The sequence below is a fragment of the Microbacterium rhizomatis genome, assembly GCF_008710745.1.
GTDB lineage: Bacteria > Actinomycetota > Actinomycetes > Actinomycetales > Microbacteriaceae > Microbacterium > Microbacterium rhizomatis.
On the sequence record NZ_VYSA01000003.1, the window covers coordinates 186722 to 202565 of the forward strand.

Consider the following 15844-nt stretch of genomic DNA (forward strand, 5'->3'; position numbering starts at 1 on the left):
TCCATGTGCGGAATCGTCGGCATGGTGGGCCGTGGGCCCGTCAACCAGGAGATCTACGATGCGCTCCTGCTCCTTCAGCATCGCGGGCAGGACTCGACCGGCATCGCGACGGCGGAGTCCAACGGCACGTTCCACATCGCCAAGGCCAAGGGCCAGGTGCGCGAGGCGTTCCGCACGCGCGACATGCGCGCTCTCCTCGGCGAGATCGGCCTCGGCCACGTCCGCTACGCGACGCAGGGTACGGCGGCCAACGAGCAGGAGGCCCAGCCGTTCTACGTCAACGCGCCGTACGGAATCGTGCTCGTCCACAACGGCAACCTGACCAACACGCGCGAGCTCACCGATGAGCTGTTCCACACCGACCGCCGGCACCTCAACACGACCTCCGACACCGAGCTGCTCGTCAACGTGCTCGCCAACGAGCTGCAGTCCCAGATTTCGGGGCTCGAACTCGACCCCGAACAGGTCTTCGAGGCGGTCGCCCGGGTGCACGACCGCGTCGAGGGTTCGTATGCGGCCATCGCCCTGATCGCGGGGTACGGGCTGCTCGCGTTCCGTGATCCGTTCGGCATCCGGCCCCTCATCCTCGGCACCCGGCACGCTCCCGAGGGCGGATACGAGTGGACCGTGGCATCCGAATCCCTCGTCCTCGAGAACGCCGGCTTCGACATCGTCCGCGACGTGATGCCGGGCGAGGCCGTCTTCATCGACCTCGACGGGCACCTGCACACGAAGCAGTGCGCGAAGAACCCCATGCTCGTGCCGTGCTCGTTCGAGTACGTCTACCTCGCGCGCCCCGACTCCGAGATGAACGGCGTCTCGGTGTACGAGGCGCGCCTGCGCATGGGCGAGCGTCTGGCCGACACGATCGCGAAGTACACCCCAGAAGGATCGATCGACGTCGTCATGCCGATCCCCGACTCTTCACGACCCGCGGCCATGCAGGTGGCACGCAAGCTGGGTCTCGAGTACCGCGAGGGCTTCTACAAGAACCGCTACGTGGGGCGCACGTTCATCATGCCCGGGCAGGCGGTGCGCAAGAAGAGCGTGCGTCAGAAGCTGAACGCGATGTCGAGCGAGTTCAAGGGCAAGAACGTCCTGCTGATCGACGACTCGATCGTGCGGGGCACGACGAGCAAAGAGATCATCCAGATGGCACGGGATGCCGGAGCCAAGAGCGTGACGTTCGCCTCAGCCGCCCCGCCCGTTCGCTACCCGCACGTCTACGGCATCAACATGCCTTCGCGCCACGAGCTCGTCGCCCACGGCCGCACGATCCCCGAGATCGCCGCCGAGCTCGGCGCCGACTACCTCGTGTATCAGGAGGTCGCCGACCTCAAGGCTGCGATCCTCGAGGGCTCCGACCTCGACGATCTCGATATGAGCTGCTTCGACGGCCGGTACATCACCGGAACCGTCAGCGAGGAGTACCTGGCCTGGGTCGAGGGCTCGCAGGAGTCCTGACCATCCCGTCTCTCAGCGGGTGACGGGTTGCCCGACCTTGTACCGCGCGCCGTGGTGCTCTTCGGGCAGGCGGTCGCCGCGGCCGTGCAGCTTGTTGCGCAGCGTCCCGGCGGCGTAGCCCTCGGGGTACGCGCCGCGGCGGCGCAGTTCGGGGATGACGAACGTCACCACGTCTTGGAAGGTGCCGGGCGTGATGGCGTAGGCGAGGTTGAAGCCGTCCACATCGGTCTCCTCCACCCATGCCTGCAGTTCGTCCGCGATCTCGGTGGGTGAGCCCACGACGAACGGGCCGAGCCCGCCGATGGCGCCCAGGCGTGCGATGTCGCGCACCTTCCACTCGCCGCCCTCGTCGTTCGCGGCCTGGAAGTTCGAGACCGTCGACTGGATGGCGTTGCTCTTGACGTTGCCGATCGGCTCGTCGAGGTCGTACTGCGAGAGGTCGATCCCCATCCATCCCGACATGAAGACGAGCGCGCCCTCTTCGCTGGCGTACGACAGGTAGTCGGCGTACTTCGCCTGCGCCTTCTCGGTGGTCTCGTCGGTGATGATCGTGAGCAGCGTGTAGATCTTCGCCGAATCGCGGCTGCGCCCGGCCTGCTCGAGCGCGTCGCGGATGTTCTTCACCACGCCCTTCAGCACGGACTTGGTCGGCGCGGCCACGAAGATGGCCTCCGCATTCCCCGCGGCGAAGGCGATGCCGCGGGGGCTCGCCCCTGCCTGGTAGATGACGGGCGTCCGCTGCGGTGACGGCTCGGAGAGGTGGATGCCGGGCACCGTGTAGTGCGTGCCGTAGTGCCCGATCTCATGGACCTTGGCGGGGTCGGTGAACACGCCGGACTCGCGGTCGCGCACAACGGCGTCCTCTTCCCACGAGCCCTCCCACAGCTTGTACAGCACTTCGAGGTATTCGTCCGCGACGTCGTACCGCTGGTCGTGCTCGAGCTGGTCGTCGTGGCCCATGTTGCGGGCGGCGCTCGGCAGGTAGCCGGTGACCACGTTCCAGCCCACGCGGCCACCGGTGAGGTGATCGAGCGTCGACATCCGCCGGGCGAAGGGATATGGATGCTCGTAGGCGGTTCCCGCCGTCACCCCGAATCCGAGGTTCTCGGTGACGGCGGCCATCGCGGAGATCAGCAGGATCGGGTCGTTCACCGGCACCTGGGCCCCGTGCCGGATCGCCGCCTCGTTCGACCCGCCATACACGTCGTAGGTCCCCAGCACGTCGGCGATGAAGATTCCGTCGAACGCGCCGGTCTCCAGCAGCTTCGCCAGTTCCGTCCAATACGACAGCTCCTTGTAGCGCCAGGACTGGTCGTCGGGGTGGCGCCACATGCCGGAGGACTGGTGGGCGACGCAGTTCATGTCGAACGCGTTGAAGCGGATCTGCTTGGTCATCCCGCAATCCTGAGGTCACACCTCGCGAGTGTCGATCCGTTCGTCACACGGGGTCACCTTCGCCACGGATCCCGCACATCGGTGACCGGGGAGAATAGGGCTGTGCAGATCTCGCGAACGGCACCGCCCTTGGCAGGACCGGTCGTCGCCGCGCAGGAGTGGCGCGATGTGACGTTCGCGCACTGGCGGATTCCCCCTGACGATGTCGCACCCCTCCTCCCAGAGGGGGTCGTACCCGACGTCTTCGACGGGTCCTCGTGGGTCGGGCTGATCGCGTTCGAGCTCGGCGAGGCGCGCGTGGGGCCGTTCCCGCCTTCGCCGGTGGGGAGCCGCTTCACCGAAGTGAACGTCCGCCTCTACGGGGTGGACGAGACCGGGCGCCGTGGTGTCGTGTTCCGCTCGCTCGAAGCATCCAGTCTTCCGGCCGTCCTCGCCGCCCGCGCGCTGTTCTCGCTGCCTTACCTGTGGGCGCGCACGGCGCAGTACGCGCGCGATGGCGGTTGGGATTACGCGTCGCGTCGCATCTCGGCGCGCCCTGGGCAAACGGGTCCGGGTTTTCAACTGAGCGCCTCGGTCGACACGTCCACGGTGGTGGATGACGAACTCACGCACTTCCTTACCGCTCGGTGGGGCCTCTTCCAGTCGCGATTCGGCCGCACGCAATGGCTGCCGAACGCGCACGAGCCGTGGATCATCCATCCCGCGAGAATCGATCACCTGCGTGATGACCTCGTGGCGGCCGCAGGGCTGGCCGGCGTCACGCAGCGCGCACCCGACTCGGTGCTCTACAGCGAAGGAGTGACCTCGAGGTTCGGGCTCGGGGAATGGCTCGGCTCCGCGCGTCGAGGCGCTGGGTGGTCCGAGGCCGCTCAGCGCCCCTGACGCTTCTTGAACGGCTTCGGCTGACCCTTCACAGCGGGCGCGCGCCCTTTGCCCTTCGACGCCTTCGCCTTGCCGCCGGCCGGTACGACGGGCTTGGGCGGCGGGGGAGGAGCCGCGGCGAGCTCCCGCTGGGCATCGGCGAGCAGCAGCACACCGGCGGGTGTCAGCCGGGTAGGCCCGTCGCCGCGCGTGAGGAGGGGCTGCCCGACCTCTTCCTCGAGTTTGTCGATCGACGAATAGAGCGAAGCGAGAGGGATGCCGAGGGACTCCGCCGCGCGCGGGAAATGCAGCTCCTGTGCCACCGCGATGAAACGCACAAGCAGAGTGGTGTTCACGACAGCCCTTTCGTCTTCCTCCTCACGATAGGCGCGCGGGGGCCGAAGACAGGTATCCGGCCGGACTCAGCCTCCGGGGGAGGGGGCGTGCGCAACCCACACTCCGACGTCATCGCCGCTCAGGACGAAGCGGATCACGCTGCCGGTCGGGAGGCCGCCGACCAGGCCGGGCCGCACGTCGTCGCCGACACGCAGGTCGAGGGATGGGTCCAGCGGAGCAGGGGCGCACGCGGACCGGAACTCGGAATCGCCGGAGCCCACGAGCAGGCATCGCGTCCCCGATTCGTTCGTCGCCGACCACACCGAGAGCGCGCCGTATCCAGCGAACGGGTCCAGGCGGGCACCCAGCATCCCCATCGCGATCAGATCGACGTGGTCGACGAGATTCTGCCGAGCCTGCGCGCTCGACCGAGCGGCGGCGAGCGTGTCGTCTGGGTGGGGAATCAGCACGAAGCTCGCGATCCACCCCAACGCGACGATGCCGGCGATGATCGCCGCGACCCGTCGGGTCGACCAGCGGCGCCCGACGGGCGGCCTTTCCGCGACGTGTCGGAGCGGGTCGAGCAGCTCGTCGGGCTCGCGGGCATCGACGAGGGTCGTGGCCAGCGCACGGGTTGCCCCGGCCGACAGCAACCCGACGGGTGAGGGAGCGGGCGGATGCTCGAGCGACGAGTGCGCCGCCGCCTCGAGCTCGGCCAGCCGCCGCAGCGCGACCGGGTCGCTCTCGATGTCGGCGTCGAGCCCGTACGCCCGACGCCGCAGAGCATCGAGTTCGCGAACGAACTCGGGCGGCATCGGCGACGCGTCCACGCCATCATCATCCTCCCGTTTCAGCCCGCCTACCAGGCCTTCTCGGCGTCGATGCTGATTCCGCGGGTCTCGCGGAGCCGGCAGTGCTCACCAGGGCATCAATATATGAGATGACGGCGAGGGGCAGTCTGCGCCGGACCATAGGCTGGTCTGATGCCTGACGAACCCGCCCGCCCGCTCTGGCGGGGTCGCACTCTGGCCGTCGTCGGCATCGTGCTCTTCGCGTTCTCGCTTCGATCGGCCGTGGCGTCGCTCTCACCGCTGATAGCTCTCATCACGCTCGACTTCCCGATGCCCGCGTGGATCATCGGCCTGATCGGCACGGCGCCACCGGTCTGCTACGCCGTGTTCGGCATCCTCACTCCGATGTTCGAACGCAGACTCGGGCTCGAACGCCTCGCCGTGGTCTCCTTGGCTGTCGTCACCGTCGGGATGGTGGTGCGTGGATTCGCACCGGACGCCATCGCGCTGCTGCTGGGGACGGCCCTCATCTTCGCGGCTGTGGGGGTCGGCAACATCCTGCTGCCACCGCTGGTGCGCACGTACTTCCCCGATCGCATCGGGCTCATGACGACGATCTTCTCCACGACCATGGCGATCGCCACACTGATGCCGCCTCTGATCGGGGTTCCGATCGCCGAGGCGACGCACTGGCAGTTCTCGCTCGGCATGTGGGCGATCCTCGCTGCTGTCGCGCTCGTTCCGTGGATCGGGATGAGCATGCGAGCACAGGCGGCGGCATCCGAAGCAGCGATCGAACCCCCGAGCGCCAGGGTCTTCGAGCGCATGTGGCGAATCCCCCTCGCCTGGGGTCTGGTGGTGGGTTTCGCGTGCGGCGCCTCCATCGCGTACGCGACGTTCGCATGGCTGCCGCAGCTGCTGGTCGACACCGCCGGGGTGACCCCGGCGATCGCGGGTGCTCTGCTGGCACTCTTTGCCGCGATGGGCGTGCCGGCCTCACTCCTGGCGCCGCTGCTGGTCACGCGCTACCACGCGACGCAGGCGCTGTTCGCGGTCGCCGCGGTGACCGGATTGGTGGCGATCGCGGGCCTGATCTTCCTTCCCCAGACGCTCACCTGGCTGTGGGTCGGGATGCTCGGACTCGAGCCCCTTCTGTTTCCGCTCACCCTCGTGCTGCTCGGACTGCGTGCCCGCACGCACGAGGGCTCCGTGGCGCTGAGCGGTTTCGTGCAGAGCGTCGGCTACGCGATCGCCGCCCTGTTCCCGGTGGGCATCGGCCTGATGCACGACGCGACGGGCGGATGGACGCTTCCGCTCATCGTGCTCGCCGCGGTGGTCGCGGCATCCATTCCCACGGGTTTCGTGGTCGCGCGACGTACGACGATCGAACAGGAATGGGAGCGTCGCCACGGTTCGTGGTGACGCGAGAGGGCGCTACGCCTTCTCGTCTTCCAGCTCGTCCTCGTATTCGTCGGCCCACTTGTCGACGTAGAGGTCGCCGTCACCCGTGGGGTGCAATTCGCGTTCCAGCGCGCCGTAGTTCACGGTCGGACTGTACGACTTGAGTTCACGGGCGATCTTGGTGTGCTTTGCCTTCTGACGGCCACGACCCATGCGAGACCCCCTCATTTCTGAGACGCGGGCTGTGCGTGCCCGCCGCATTCACGAAAACCGGCCCGAAGCCGGTAAGAGTAGCATTCAGGATATCACGGAGCATCCCCACGACCGGCTGTGCGGGTGACGATGCAGAAGGGCCACACAGGCATGTCACAAGAGGCATCCGACCCGCTCGACGGCGAGCAGCCCCCCTCGCCCGACCCGGCGCAGGGCGCCGTGATCGTCGGGGTCATTCCCGACCAGCCCGTACGCGTGCTGAAAGAGGCGGCGCGCTACGCCAAGCTCCTGGGCGCGCACCTGCTCGTCGTCTACGTCGACGTCACGCGCTTCGTCACGTATGAGGACCCGGACGGCTACGTGCACGCCACCCCGATCGATGTGACGCTGGCGCTCGGAGAGGGTGAATTCGCCGCTGTGAAGGCCTCGGCCGCCGCTCTTCTGGACGGGCACGACCTCGACTGGAGCGCCCGTCAGCTCGTGGGCGACCCCGCGCTGTCGATCAAGCATCTCGCCGACCAGATCGACGCGAAGCTGCTCGTCGTCGGCACACGCAAGCGTGGGCTCGGCGAGTCCATCCGAGAGTTCTTCACCGGCGCAGTCGCGGCGCGCCTGGCACATCGGCAGCACCGGCCGATCCTCGTCGTCCCGTTGGGTGAGCCCGTGCCGGACGATCAAGACATCTGGCCCGACCGGGTCTGAGTCGGCTCAGACCCGGTCGCGCCGGGCCTATCCGCGCAGAACGCGGGTGAGCTCGTGACCGGCCGCGTCGAGCGCCCCGGTGAGCGAATCGACGACCGACGCTTCGAGCACGCCTCCGCGCGCGACGAATGTCCGCAGGTCGGCACGCACGCGCGCCCGGAATTCGCTCACCGCGGCGTCGGCGCGTGCGAGCTGCTCACGGCTCGCAACGCGTGGCGACTCCTCATCGGGCCGACTCTGCGCCGCGTTCGCGTGCTCTTCGCGCGAGGCCGCAGCCAGATCCGCTCGCAGGCTCTTCATGGCGTCCCGCACGCTGCCGCGCACCTCGTCGGCGATGAGTCGGATGCTGTCCGTCAGACCCGCCTCGATCCCTTCCAGGTCGCCTGAGCGCGAGGCCACCTCGGCGCGTCCGGCATCCGTGATCTCGTAGACCGTCTTGCGGCCGTCCACCGTCTTTGTCACGAGGCCCTCTTCTTCGAGCTTCGCGAGCCGCGGATAGATCGTGCCCGCGCTCGGCGTGTAGGTTCCCCCGGTCCGATCCGACAGGGCCGTCATGATGTCGTACCCGTGTCGCGGCCCTTCGTCGAGCAGGCTCAGGAGGTAGAGGCGCAGGTCGCCGTGCGAGAAGACCGGGCTCACGACCGCTCCTCCGTGCCGAATCCGCTCGCGAACCCTGCACCGAAATCGGCGCCGGCCTCTCCACTGGCGTCCGCGTGGTCGCTCTGGGGCGCGGCGTCGGCAGCGCCACGGCCGGCCGCCTCCACCCTGTCGGCGGTCGCCGCATCCGTGCCCCGGCGCAGCACCGTGATGTCGCCCGAGACCGAATTCGCTCGCACATCGACGAACGAGCCGCTGAGCTCGCCGACCGAACCGGCGAAGTTCGTTGTGGGCCCGCCTGTCGTGCGCGTGCGCACCACGCCGTCGACCTGTACACGCCCACTCACGCTGCGCATGACGTAGTTGGCGGGGAGACCTTCGTCCAGCCGGATCGTCATGTTGCCGCTGACCGTGTTGAGTGCCACCGAGCTGACCGGCCCGGTCGAGTCGACGAGCGTGGCGCCCGAGACGGTGTCGATCGTCGCCTTGCGAATCTCACCGGTCACGGCGACGTCGCCCGACACGCTGTTGGCGCTCAGGCCACCGACGACCTGTCGCGCCTGGACATCGCCCGAGACGGCGTTGACGCTGAGGTCGCCGGTCAGGCCGTCGACGATGATGTCGCCCGAGACGGTGTTGAGCTTCGCGTCATGGCGGATGCCCGAGACGAGCGCGCTCGCGCTGACCACGCCGAGCGTGAGGGCGACCTCGCGGGGGACGGCGACGCTGATCTCGGCCTTGGGTCCGCCCGAGCCGAAGTTGCGGAACACCTCGAGGAAGTTGTCCCACCGCAGCTGCGGGTGATCGATCTCGACCACATCGCCGGTGACCTCGATCCGCAGATCCTTGATCGTGACGGCGTGGACCTCGATGCGCGCGCCCGGCTCGTCGTGGGCGATCACGTCGATCTGGCCGCCGATGAGGCCGATCTTCAGTTTGCGCACGTCTTCGATGTCGATGACGCGCGTCTCGCCCGGGTGGATGATCCACTTCTCAAGGGTCATGACTGCTCCTGTCCTCAGGTTTCACACGCGATATATCGCGTGTGAACAGACTAACACGATATATCGCGAGTTTGTCAAGAGTTCTTGGGTTGAGCGCCTTGACCTTGACGCTACGTCAACGTCTAGCGTGATCGATGAAGGAAGGGGACGAGGTGGACTGGTCCATCCAGGAGATCGCGAAGCTCGCCGGGACGACGAGCCGCGCTCTTCGCCACTATGACGACATCGGCCTGCTCGCGCCGTCGAGCATCGGGGCCAACGGATATCGCCGCTACGACGGGGATGCGCTGGTGCGGCTCCAGCGCATCCTGCTCCTGCGCGAACTCGGGCTCGGGCTGCCGCAGATCGCCGAGATCGTCGATCGCGACACGCCCCAGGAGGACGCTCTGACGAGCCATCTTGCATGGCTCCGCCAGGAAGAGACCAGGCTGGCGCGGCAGATCGCGTCGGTCGAATCGACCATTCAGGCACTGAGAGGAGGTGAACGACTCATGGCAGAGAACATGTTCGACGGGTTCGACCACACCCGGTACAAGGATGAGGTGGAGGAACGCTGGGGTGCCGACGCATACGCGCGCGGCGACGCATGGTGGCGCGGGATGTCGGATGACGACAAGACGGCGTGGCAGCAGCGCGTCTCAGACCTCGCCGCGCAGTGGACGGCGGCAGCCGAGCGCGGCATCGCGCCCGATGGCGACGAGGCGCAGGCGCTCGCCGCGCGTCACGTCGACTGGGTGACCGGCATCCCCGGTACCCCCGCGTCCGTGCCGGGCGGCGACGTGAAGGCGTACGTGATGGGCCTCGGCGAGATGTATGTCGCCGATCCGCGCTTCGGCGCGAACTACGGCGGCGAGGTCGGAGCGGCGTTCGTGCGCGACGCGCTGCGCGTCTATGCGGAAGCGAACCTGTAGACCGAACACAAGAAGCCGGAAAACAGAAGGATGCCGCGACCCGAACGGGCCGCGGCATCCTCCTGCGTGTGTGCGACGGGTCAGACGCGGTTGCGCCCGCCGATGACGCGGAACAGGAACGCGATCAGCGCGATCACACCGACGATGAGGGCGACCCACAGCAGCCAGTTGAGTGCGGAGCTGAGGCCGCCGACGATCGCGAGAACGATGGCGACGACGATGATGATGATCAGGGCAATGTTCATGGGAGGGTTCTCCTTCTCCAAAACCGTGTGCAAAGGGGGTCTCGCGCACGGGTGCCTCGTGGGCACGGCACCTGACTCTGCCACCACCGCGACCTCGCAGGTACGGGCTTGACTCGGCGAGCCGCGCGGTGGTACGTCGGTACCGGACGGTGGTTAGCGACGCCGCCGCCCCCTGTCAAGAGCAGGTTGCGCCGATCGCGGAGCTCTACTCTCTGCTTGCAGCAGCCACGTCCGTGGCGCAGAGGGAGCAGTCATGCCCAGCGCAAGAAAGTCCGCCCGGCAGGCATCCGGCAGTCTGAAGGATCCCAGCCTGTACACGGAGCTCCGTGACAAGGGCGCCTCGAAAGAGAAGGCCGCTCGAATCTCGAACGCGGTCGCCCGCGACGGGGCCGAGGCCGTGGGTCACCGGGGTGGCGAGGCAGGCGACTACGAGGACTGGACGGTGCCGGAGCTTCGCGCTCGCGCGAAAGAGCTGGGTATCACCGGATACTCGGGCAAGAAGAAGTCCCTGCTCATCTCCATGCTCAGGAATCACTAGCGGATGCCGCGCCTCAAGCGAGTCGTTCCGTTCATCGACCCCGGGTACACCCGCATCCGCGTGGGCAAGGACTTCCGCTTCGTGACCCCCCGGGGCCGGGATGCTTCGAAGAAGGACACGGAGCGCATCCGTGCGCTCGTCATCCCGCCCGCCTGGACCGAGGTGTGGATCAGCGCCCACGCGGACGGTCACATCCAGGTCGTCGGGACGGATGCCGCGGGGCGCAAGCAGTACCTCTACCACCCGCGATGGAGCGCGAGCCGCGACAAGGGCAAGTTCGCCCGGGCGCTCGCTCTGGCCGACGCACTCCCGCGCGCTCGTGCGCGCGTCACGCAAGATCTGCGCCAGGACGGGCTCTCGCGCCAGCGGGTGCTCGCCGTCGCGTTCCGGATGCTCGATCAGGCCGCGCCGCGCGTGGGTTCGACCGTGTATCTGAAGGCCAACGGAAGTCGCGGCCTGTCGACGCTGCAGCGGAGGGACGCCTCGGTGGAGGGCTCGGTGGTCACCCTCTCGTTTCCGGCCAAGAGCGGCAAGCGTGCGCTGCTCAGGATCGACGACGCGGATCTGGCCACCGCGATCGGAGAACTGGCGGCGGGGCGTCCGGGTGCACCACTTCTCTCGCCTCGACGCGGCCGCAAGCGCGTCTCACTGAGCGCCGGCGACATCAACGAATACCTCCGCGCCGTCACCGGCGGCAGGTTCACGGCGAAGGATTTCCGCACGCTCCGCGGCACGGTGCTCGCGGCCGAGACGCTCGCCCGGATCGGCTCGGTCGAGACGAAGAAGGACCGCGCACGCGCCGAGGCGCTCGCCGTCGCAGCGACCGCGGAGGGTCTGGGCAACACTCCTGCGGTGGCGCGTGGCTCCTACATCGATCCTCGTGTGTTCCAGCGCTATCGCGAGGGCCGGGTGCTTTCGCTCGAGGGTTCGCGCGACAAGGCGATCCGGGCGCTCCTCGGCTGACAAACCTCGCCCGCGCGGATGGAGGCGCGACGGGCGCTAGCGTTGCACCGTGGCATCGACCCCGGCGTTCTCGTGGCGCATCCTGGGACTCGTCGTTCTCGGCGGGATGCTGGGGGTCGCCGCGCGCGCGGCACTCGTGTGGCCGTTCGACGCCGCCGCGGTTCCCCTTGCCACCGCAGCCATAAACATCGTCGGCGCGTGCGCGCTCGGGATCGTCGTCGGGGCGCTGGGGACGCGGCATCCCTCGGCGCGTGCGTTCCTCGGCACCGGCATCCTCGGAGGCTTCACGACCTACTCCGCGTTCGCGGTACAGGTCGCGACGCTGGCGCCCGTCGCGCCGTGGCTCGCCCTGCTGATCGCGGCCGTCTCGCTCATCGCCGGGGTGGCGGGCGCCGGGCTCGGGCTGTGGGTCGGGCGCCGTCTCGGCCATCGCCCGGGCGCACCAGACGCCCCGGCGGAGGCGGAATGAACCCGCTCACGCTCCTCCTCGTGGCCGTCGCCGGCGGGGTGGGCGCCGGCCTCCGCTATCTGGTGGATGCCGGAGTGACCGCGATCGCGCGCGGGCGATTCCCGTGGGGGATCCTCGTCGTGAACATCTCGGGCTCCTTCGCCCTGGGCGTCGTGACCGGCGCGGTACCGGCATCCGATCTCACCTGGATTCTCGGTACCGGACTCCTGGGCGGCTACACGACATTCTCGACGGTCGCCGTGGAGACGTGGCTGCTCGGAGAGAAGCGCGACGTGCGGGGCTTGTGGGGGAACGTGGTCGGGACCGCGATCGCCTGCTTCGTCGCGGCGGGAATCGGAGTCGCCTCGGCCTCCTTCCTGCTGGCGACCTGACAGCGATTCGACAGCGAAGTGTCAGGAACGACCATGGGATACTGACAGCCGATACATCTTCGTATCCGCGCCGGGCTTTCACTGTTCGCCGCGACTCCGCAGCTCTTGCCCAGAAGGCCGTCCCGTGTCGAATCTTGCCGTCCTGAGCCTGCGCAACCGCGCCCTCATCGCCCTCGTCACGATCGTCGTCGCGATCTTCGGGGGCATCGCTCTGACCAGCCTCAAGCAGGAGCTCATCCCGTCGATCGAGTTCCCCCAGCTCGCGATCGTCTCGACCTACCCCGGCGCCTCTCCAGAGGTGGTCTCGAACGACGTCTCCACGCCGATCGAGAACGCGATCCAGGGTGTGGCAGGCCTCGAGTCCAGCAGCTCGACGAGCACGACGAACGCCTCGATCGTGCAGGTCTCGTTCACCTACGGCACCGACCTCGCGACGGCTGAGCAGAAGCTCACCCAGGCGATCAACCGCATCAAATCCACGCTTCCCACCGGTGTCGAGCCGAACGTGCTCTCGGCGAGCTTCGACGATTTCCCCGTCATCCAGGTCGCCGTCACCGGCTACACCGATCAGGCGACGATCCAGCAGCAGCTCGAGAGCACGGCGATCCCCGCCCTGAAGAAGGTCACCGGCGTCAACGGCGCCCAGATCGTGGGCGGACAGGGCTCACGAGTCACGATCACTCCGGATGCTGCCAAGCTCGCCGCATCCGGATACACCGCGCAAGCGATCCGCGACGCGCTCGACAAGAACGGCGTGCTGTTCCCCGGCGGGAGCATCACCGAGAACGACCAGACCCTCACGGTGCAGACCGGTATGAAGATCACGAGTGTCGACGAACTCTCGGCTCTTCCGCTCGTGCCATCGAGCGCGGCTCAGTTCGCCGCGGGAACCCAGACGATCGCAGACGTCGCCACCGTCGCCCAAGGCACTGACCCGGTGACGACGATCTCCCGCGTCAACGGCGAGCCGGCCCTCACGATCGCGATCACGAAGCTTCCGTCCGCCAACACGGTCGACGTCTCGAAAGGCGTGATCGCGGCGCTCCCCGGCATCGAGGACTCGCTCGGCGGCCCGGCGTTCACCGTGGTCTTCGACCAAGCTCCTTACATCCAGCAGTCGATCGACTCGCTCGCCCAGGAGGGCCTGCTCGGCCTGCTGTTCGCGGTCATCGTCATCCTCATCTTCCTCGGCTCTGTCCGCTCCACCCTCGTCACCGCGATCTCGATCCCGACGAGCGTTCTGATCACCTTCATCGGCATCCAGGCCTTCGGCTACTCGCTGAACATCCTCACCCTGGGCGCGCTGACGATCGCGATCGGGCGCGTGGTGGATGACTCGATCGTGGTGATCGAGAACATCAAGCGTCACTACGTCGGCGGGGCCGACAAGCTGGCCTCGATCCTTCGCGCCGTGAAGGAAGTGGCGTCGGCGGTCACGGCTTCGACGATCACGACCGTGGCGGTGTTCCTTCCGATCGCGTTCGTCGGCGACGTGACGGGTGAACTGTTCCGCCCGTTCGCGCTCACGGTCACGATCGCCATGGTGGCCTCGCTCCTGGTGGCGCTCACGATCGTGCCGGTGCTGGCCTACTGGTTCCTGCGTCCCGGTAAGCCCCTGCTCGATGCGGACGGCAACGAGGTCGATCCCGAGTCGGCTGCCGCGCCGCCCACTCGACTGCAGCGCGGGTACCTGCCGATCCTGCACTGGACGCTCAAGCACTCGTGGGTCACGCTGCTGCTCGCCGTTCTCGTCCTGGGCGGGACGGTCGCTGCCGCGCCGTTCATGAAGACCAACTTCCTCGGCGACTCGGGACAGAACACGTTCACGATGACGCAGGACATCGGCCCCGCCCCGAGCCTGCAGGCCGAAGACGCCGCGTCGCAGCAGGTCGAGAGCGTCTTGATGGGTGTCAACGGCATCAAGAACGTCCAGGTCTCGATCGGATCGAGCGGATCAGCCCTGCGCGACGCGTTCTCGGGCGGCGGATCGGGGATCACCTACTCGATATCGACCGACACCGGTGCCGACCAGGTCGCTCTGCGACAGGAAGTGCAGACGGCCGTCAGCGCCCTCGACAACGCGGGCACCTTCACGGTCGCCGGAGGCGGCGGCGGCTTCGGGTCGACCGACGTCGCCGTCGACGTCACCGCGCCCGATCAGACGACGCTCCAGACCGCGACGGATGCCGTCGTCACGGCCGTCACGGGTCAGCCGGGCATCGGGCAGGTCACGAGCAACCTGGCCGCATCGCTGCCCTACATCGCCGTGCAGGTCGACCGCGAAAAGGCGGCGGCGCTCGGCCTGTCCGAGGTCGCTGTGGGCGCCCTGGTCTCCAACACGATGCAGCCGCAGCAGATCGGCACCGTCGAAGTGAACGGCACCGGGCTGACCGTCTACCTCGCGGCGTCGCAGACCCCCCAGACGATCGACGAGCTCAAGCAGCTGACCGTTCCGTCGGCGACCGGTCCGATCCAGTTGCAGACCATCGCGAATGTGACGCAGAGCGAAGGCCCGACGACGATCACGACCCAGCGCGGCGAGCGCACATCGACCGTGACGGTGACCCCCGCGACCGACAATCTGAACGAGGCCTCGGCGTCGGTCACCGCCGCGCTGAAGACCGTCGACCTGCCCACGGGTGCCGGTGCGTCGATCGGAGGTGTGGTCACCAGCCAGCAGGACGCGTTCCAGCAGCTCGGCCTCGCGCTGCTCGCCGCCATCCTGATCGTCTACATCGTGATGGTCGCGACGTTCAAGTCGCTGCGCCAGCCGCTCCTGCTGCTGGTGTCGGTGCCGTTCGCGGCGACCGGGGCGATCCTGCTGCAGATCATCACAGGCGTGCCCCTCGGCGTCGCCTCGTTGATCGGCGTGCTCATGCTCATCGGCATCGTCGTCACCAACGCGATCGTGCTCATCGACCTTGTGAATCAGTACCGGGTGAAGGGGATGTCGGCGCACGACGCCGTCGTCGCGGGAGGGTCCCGCAGGCTCCGCCCCATCCTGATGACGGCCCTTGCCACGATCTTCGCGCTCACTCCGATGGCCCTGGGCATCACGGGTCACGGCGGTTTCATCTCGCAGCCGCTTGCGATCGTCGTGATCGGCGGACTCGTCTCCTCCACGATCCTGACGCTCGTCGTGCTGCCCACGCTCTACAACCTCGTCGAGGGTGCGCGCGAGCGGCGGAGGCTGCGCAAGGGCGGAGTGGATGCCGGTCCGCAGGCGCCGGCGCGTGAACCCGAGCTCGCTCTGGCCGGCGGCGCCCCGGCCTCCCAGACCCGTCGCGAGCGTCGCGAGCGCGAGGTGTCGGAGGCGACGGGCGCGACCGGCGCGGCTCTCCCGGCCGTTGGATCGGAAACGGTGACATCGGTCGAGAAGGAGCGCGCCCAGGAGGGTCCCGATACCGACGTCGGGCAACACCCCGAGCCCCTTGATCCGTCCGATCCAGATGCTTCGCACCGCGAGGACGATTGATTCAGGCGAAGGCAGATATCACTGTAGTATTCATGAATACGAGCGTGATACGCTTCCCGACATGCCGTTCTTCGTCCTCGCCGTACCGTTCCTTCTGATCTTCGGGTC

At 67.9% G+C, this 15844-nt stretch carries 17 protein-coding genes; 10 read left to right on the forward strand and 7 right to left on the reverse strand.

Annotated elements, in window-relative coordinates; genetic code table 11:
* The first annotated feature begins 3 nt into the window (after nt 1-3).
* A complete protein-coding gene (purF, locus tag F6B43_RS14825; RefSeq protein ID WP_150449762.1) occupies nt 4-1464 on the forward strand; it encodes an amidophosphoribosyltransferase in 1461 nt (486 codons plus the stop codon).
* 12 nt (nt 1465-1476) lie between these two features.
* On the opposite strand, the gene F6B43_RS14830 is transcribed toward purF, so the two are convergent.
* Complete coding sequence (locus tag F6B43_RS14830; protein WP_150449763.1) at nt 1477-2859, reverse strand: LLM class flavin-dependent oxidoreductase; 1383 nt, start codon at nt 2857-2859, stop codon at nt 1477-1479.
* Between the two features lie 102 nt (nt 2860-2961).
* On the opposite strand from F6B43_RS14830, the gene F6B43_RS14835 reads away from it, so the two are divergent.
* Nucleotides 2962-3741 carry a YqjF family protein gene (locus F6B43_RS14835; RefSeq protein WP_150449764.1) on the forward strand — a complete coding sequence of 260 codons (780 nt, stop codon included), beginning with the start codon at nt 2962-2964 and terminating at the stop codon, nt 3739-3741.
* Here F6B43_RS14835 and F6B43_RS14840 read toward each other — a convergent pair.
* Both F6B43_RS14840 and F6B43_RS14845 read right to left on the reverse strand, forming a co-directional pair.
* Nucleotides 3729-4076, reverse strand: coding sequence for a LysR family transcriptional regulator (locus tag F6B43_RS14840; protein WP_150449765.1), 348 nt, complete (start codon nt 4074-4076; stop codon nt 3729-3731). The genes F6B43_RS14835 and F6B43_RS14840 overlap by 13 nt on opposite strands.
* Before the next feature lie 66 nt (nt 4077-4142).
* The gene (locus F6B43_RS14845; RefSeq protein WP_150449766.1) at nt 4143-4886 is read right to left on the reverse strand and encodes a hypothetical protein; all 744 of its coding nucleotides are present in this window, start codon (nt 4884-4886) and stop codon (nt 4143-4145) included.
* A gap of 153 nt (nt 4887-5039) precedes the next feature.
* Between F6B43_RS14845 and F6B43_RS14850 the strand changes: the two genes are divergently transcribed.
* Complete coding sequence (locus tag F6B43_RS14850; RefSeq protein ID WP_150449767.1) at nt 5040-6269, forward strand: MFS transporter; 1230 nt, start codon at nt 5040-5042, stop codon at nt 6267-6269.
* Nucleotides 6270-6281: 12 nt separating this feature from the next.
* Here F6B43_RS14850 and F6B43_RS14855 read toward each other — a convergent pair whose 3' ends face one another.
* Entirely contained in the window at nt 6282-6461 is a 180-nt protein-coding gene (locus F6B43_RS14855) for a DUF3073 domain-containing protein (RefSeq protein ID WP_150449768.1), read from the reverse strand.
* Between the two features lie 150 nt (nt 6462-6611).
* Here F6B43_RS14855 and F6B43_RS14860 point away from each other — a divergent pair, with 150 nt between their 5' ends.
* A complete protein-coding gene (locus tag F6B43_RS14860; protein ID WP_150449966.1) occupies nt 6612-7163 on the forward strand; it encodes a universal stress protein in 552 nt (183 codons plus the stop codon).
* A 27-nt stretch (nt 7164-7190) separates the two neighbouring features.
* Here F6B43_RS14860 and F6B43_RS14865 read toward each other — a convergent pair whose 3' ends face one another.
* Both F6B43_RS14865 and F6B43_RS14870 read right to left on the reverse strand, forming a co-directional pair.
* A complete protein-coding gene (locus F6B43_RS14865) occupies nt 7191-7802 on the reverse strand; it encodes a PadR family transcriptional regulator (RefSeq protein WP_150449769.1) in 612 nt (203 codons plus the stop codon).
* The gene (locus F6B43_RS14870) at nt 7799-8764 is read right to left on the reverse strand and encodes a DUF4097 family beta strand repeat-containing protein (protein ID WP_150449770.1); all 966 of its coding nucleotides are present in this window, start codon (nt 8762-8764) and stop codon (nt 7799-7801) included. Before F6B43_RS14870 ends, F6B43_RS14865 begins: the two co-directional genes overlap by 4 nt.
* Nucleotides 8765-8898: 134 nt before the next feature.
* On the opposite strand from F6B43_RS14870, the gene F6B43_RS14875 reads away from it, so the two are divergent.
* Entirely contained in the window at nt 8899-9675 is a 777-nt protein-coding gene (locus F6B43_RS14875; RefSeq protein WP_246159985.1) for a MerR family transcriptional regulator, read from the forward strand.
* Between the two features lie 80 nt (nt 9676-9755).
* Here the strand turns inward: F6B43_RS14875 and F6B43_RS19645 are convergent, their stop codons facing one another.
* A complete protein-coding gene (locus F6B43_RS19645; protein ID WP_170285677.1) occupies nt 9756-9920 on the reverse strand; it encodes a hypothetical protein in 165 nt (54 codons plus the stop codon).
* A 253-nt stretch (nt 9921-10173) separates the two neighbouring features.
* Between F6B43_RS19645 and F6B43_RS14880 the strand changes: the two genes are divergently transcribed.
* The 5 genes from F6B43_RS14880 to F6B43_RS14900 all read left to right on the forward strand — a co-directional run bounded on the left by F6B43_RS14880 (nt 10174) and on the right by F6B43_RS14900 (nt 15736).
* On the forward strand, nt 10174-10458 hold the full coding sequence (locus F6B43_RS14880) for a DUF7218 family protein (protein WP_150449771.1): 285 nt from the start codon (nt 10174-10176) through the stop codon (nt 10456-10458).
* A gap of 3 nt (nt 10459-10461) precedes the next feature.
* The gene (locus F6B43_RS14885; protein WP_150449772.1) at nt 10462-11421 is read left to right on the forward strand and encodes a DNA topoisomerase IB; all 960 of its coding nucleotides are present in this window, start codon (nt 10462-10464) and stop codon (nt 11419-11421) included.
* Between the two features lie 49 nt (nt 11422-11470).
* Nucleotides 11471-11890 carry a fluoride efflux transporter FluC gene (locus tag F6B43_RS14890; protein ID WP_246159986.1) on the forward strand — a complete coding sequence of 140 codons (420 nt, stop codon included), beginning with the start codon at nt 11471-11473 and terminating at the stop codon, nt 11888-11890.
* Nucleotides 11887-12261 (forward strand): fluoride efflux transporter FluC, encoded by a 375-nt coding sequence (locus F6B43_RS14895; RefSeq protein ID WP_150449773.1) that lies wholly within the window; start codon nt 11887-11889, stop codon nt 12259-12261. Before F6B43_RS14890 ends, F6B43_RS14895 begins: the two co-directional genes overlap by 4 nt.
* Before the next feature lie 124 nt (nt 12262-12385).
* The gene (locus tag F6B43_RS14900) at nt 12386-15736 is read left to right on the forward strand and encodes an efflux RND transporter permease subunit (protein WP_150449774.1); all 3351 of its coding nucleotides are present in this window, start codon (nt 12386-12388) and stop codon (nt 15734-15736) included.
* The last annotated feature ends 108 nt before the right edge of the window (nt 15737-15844 follow it).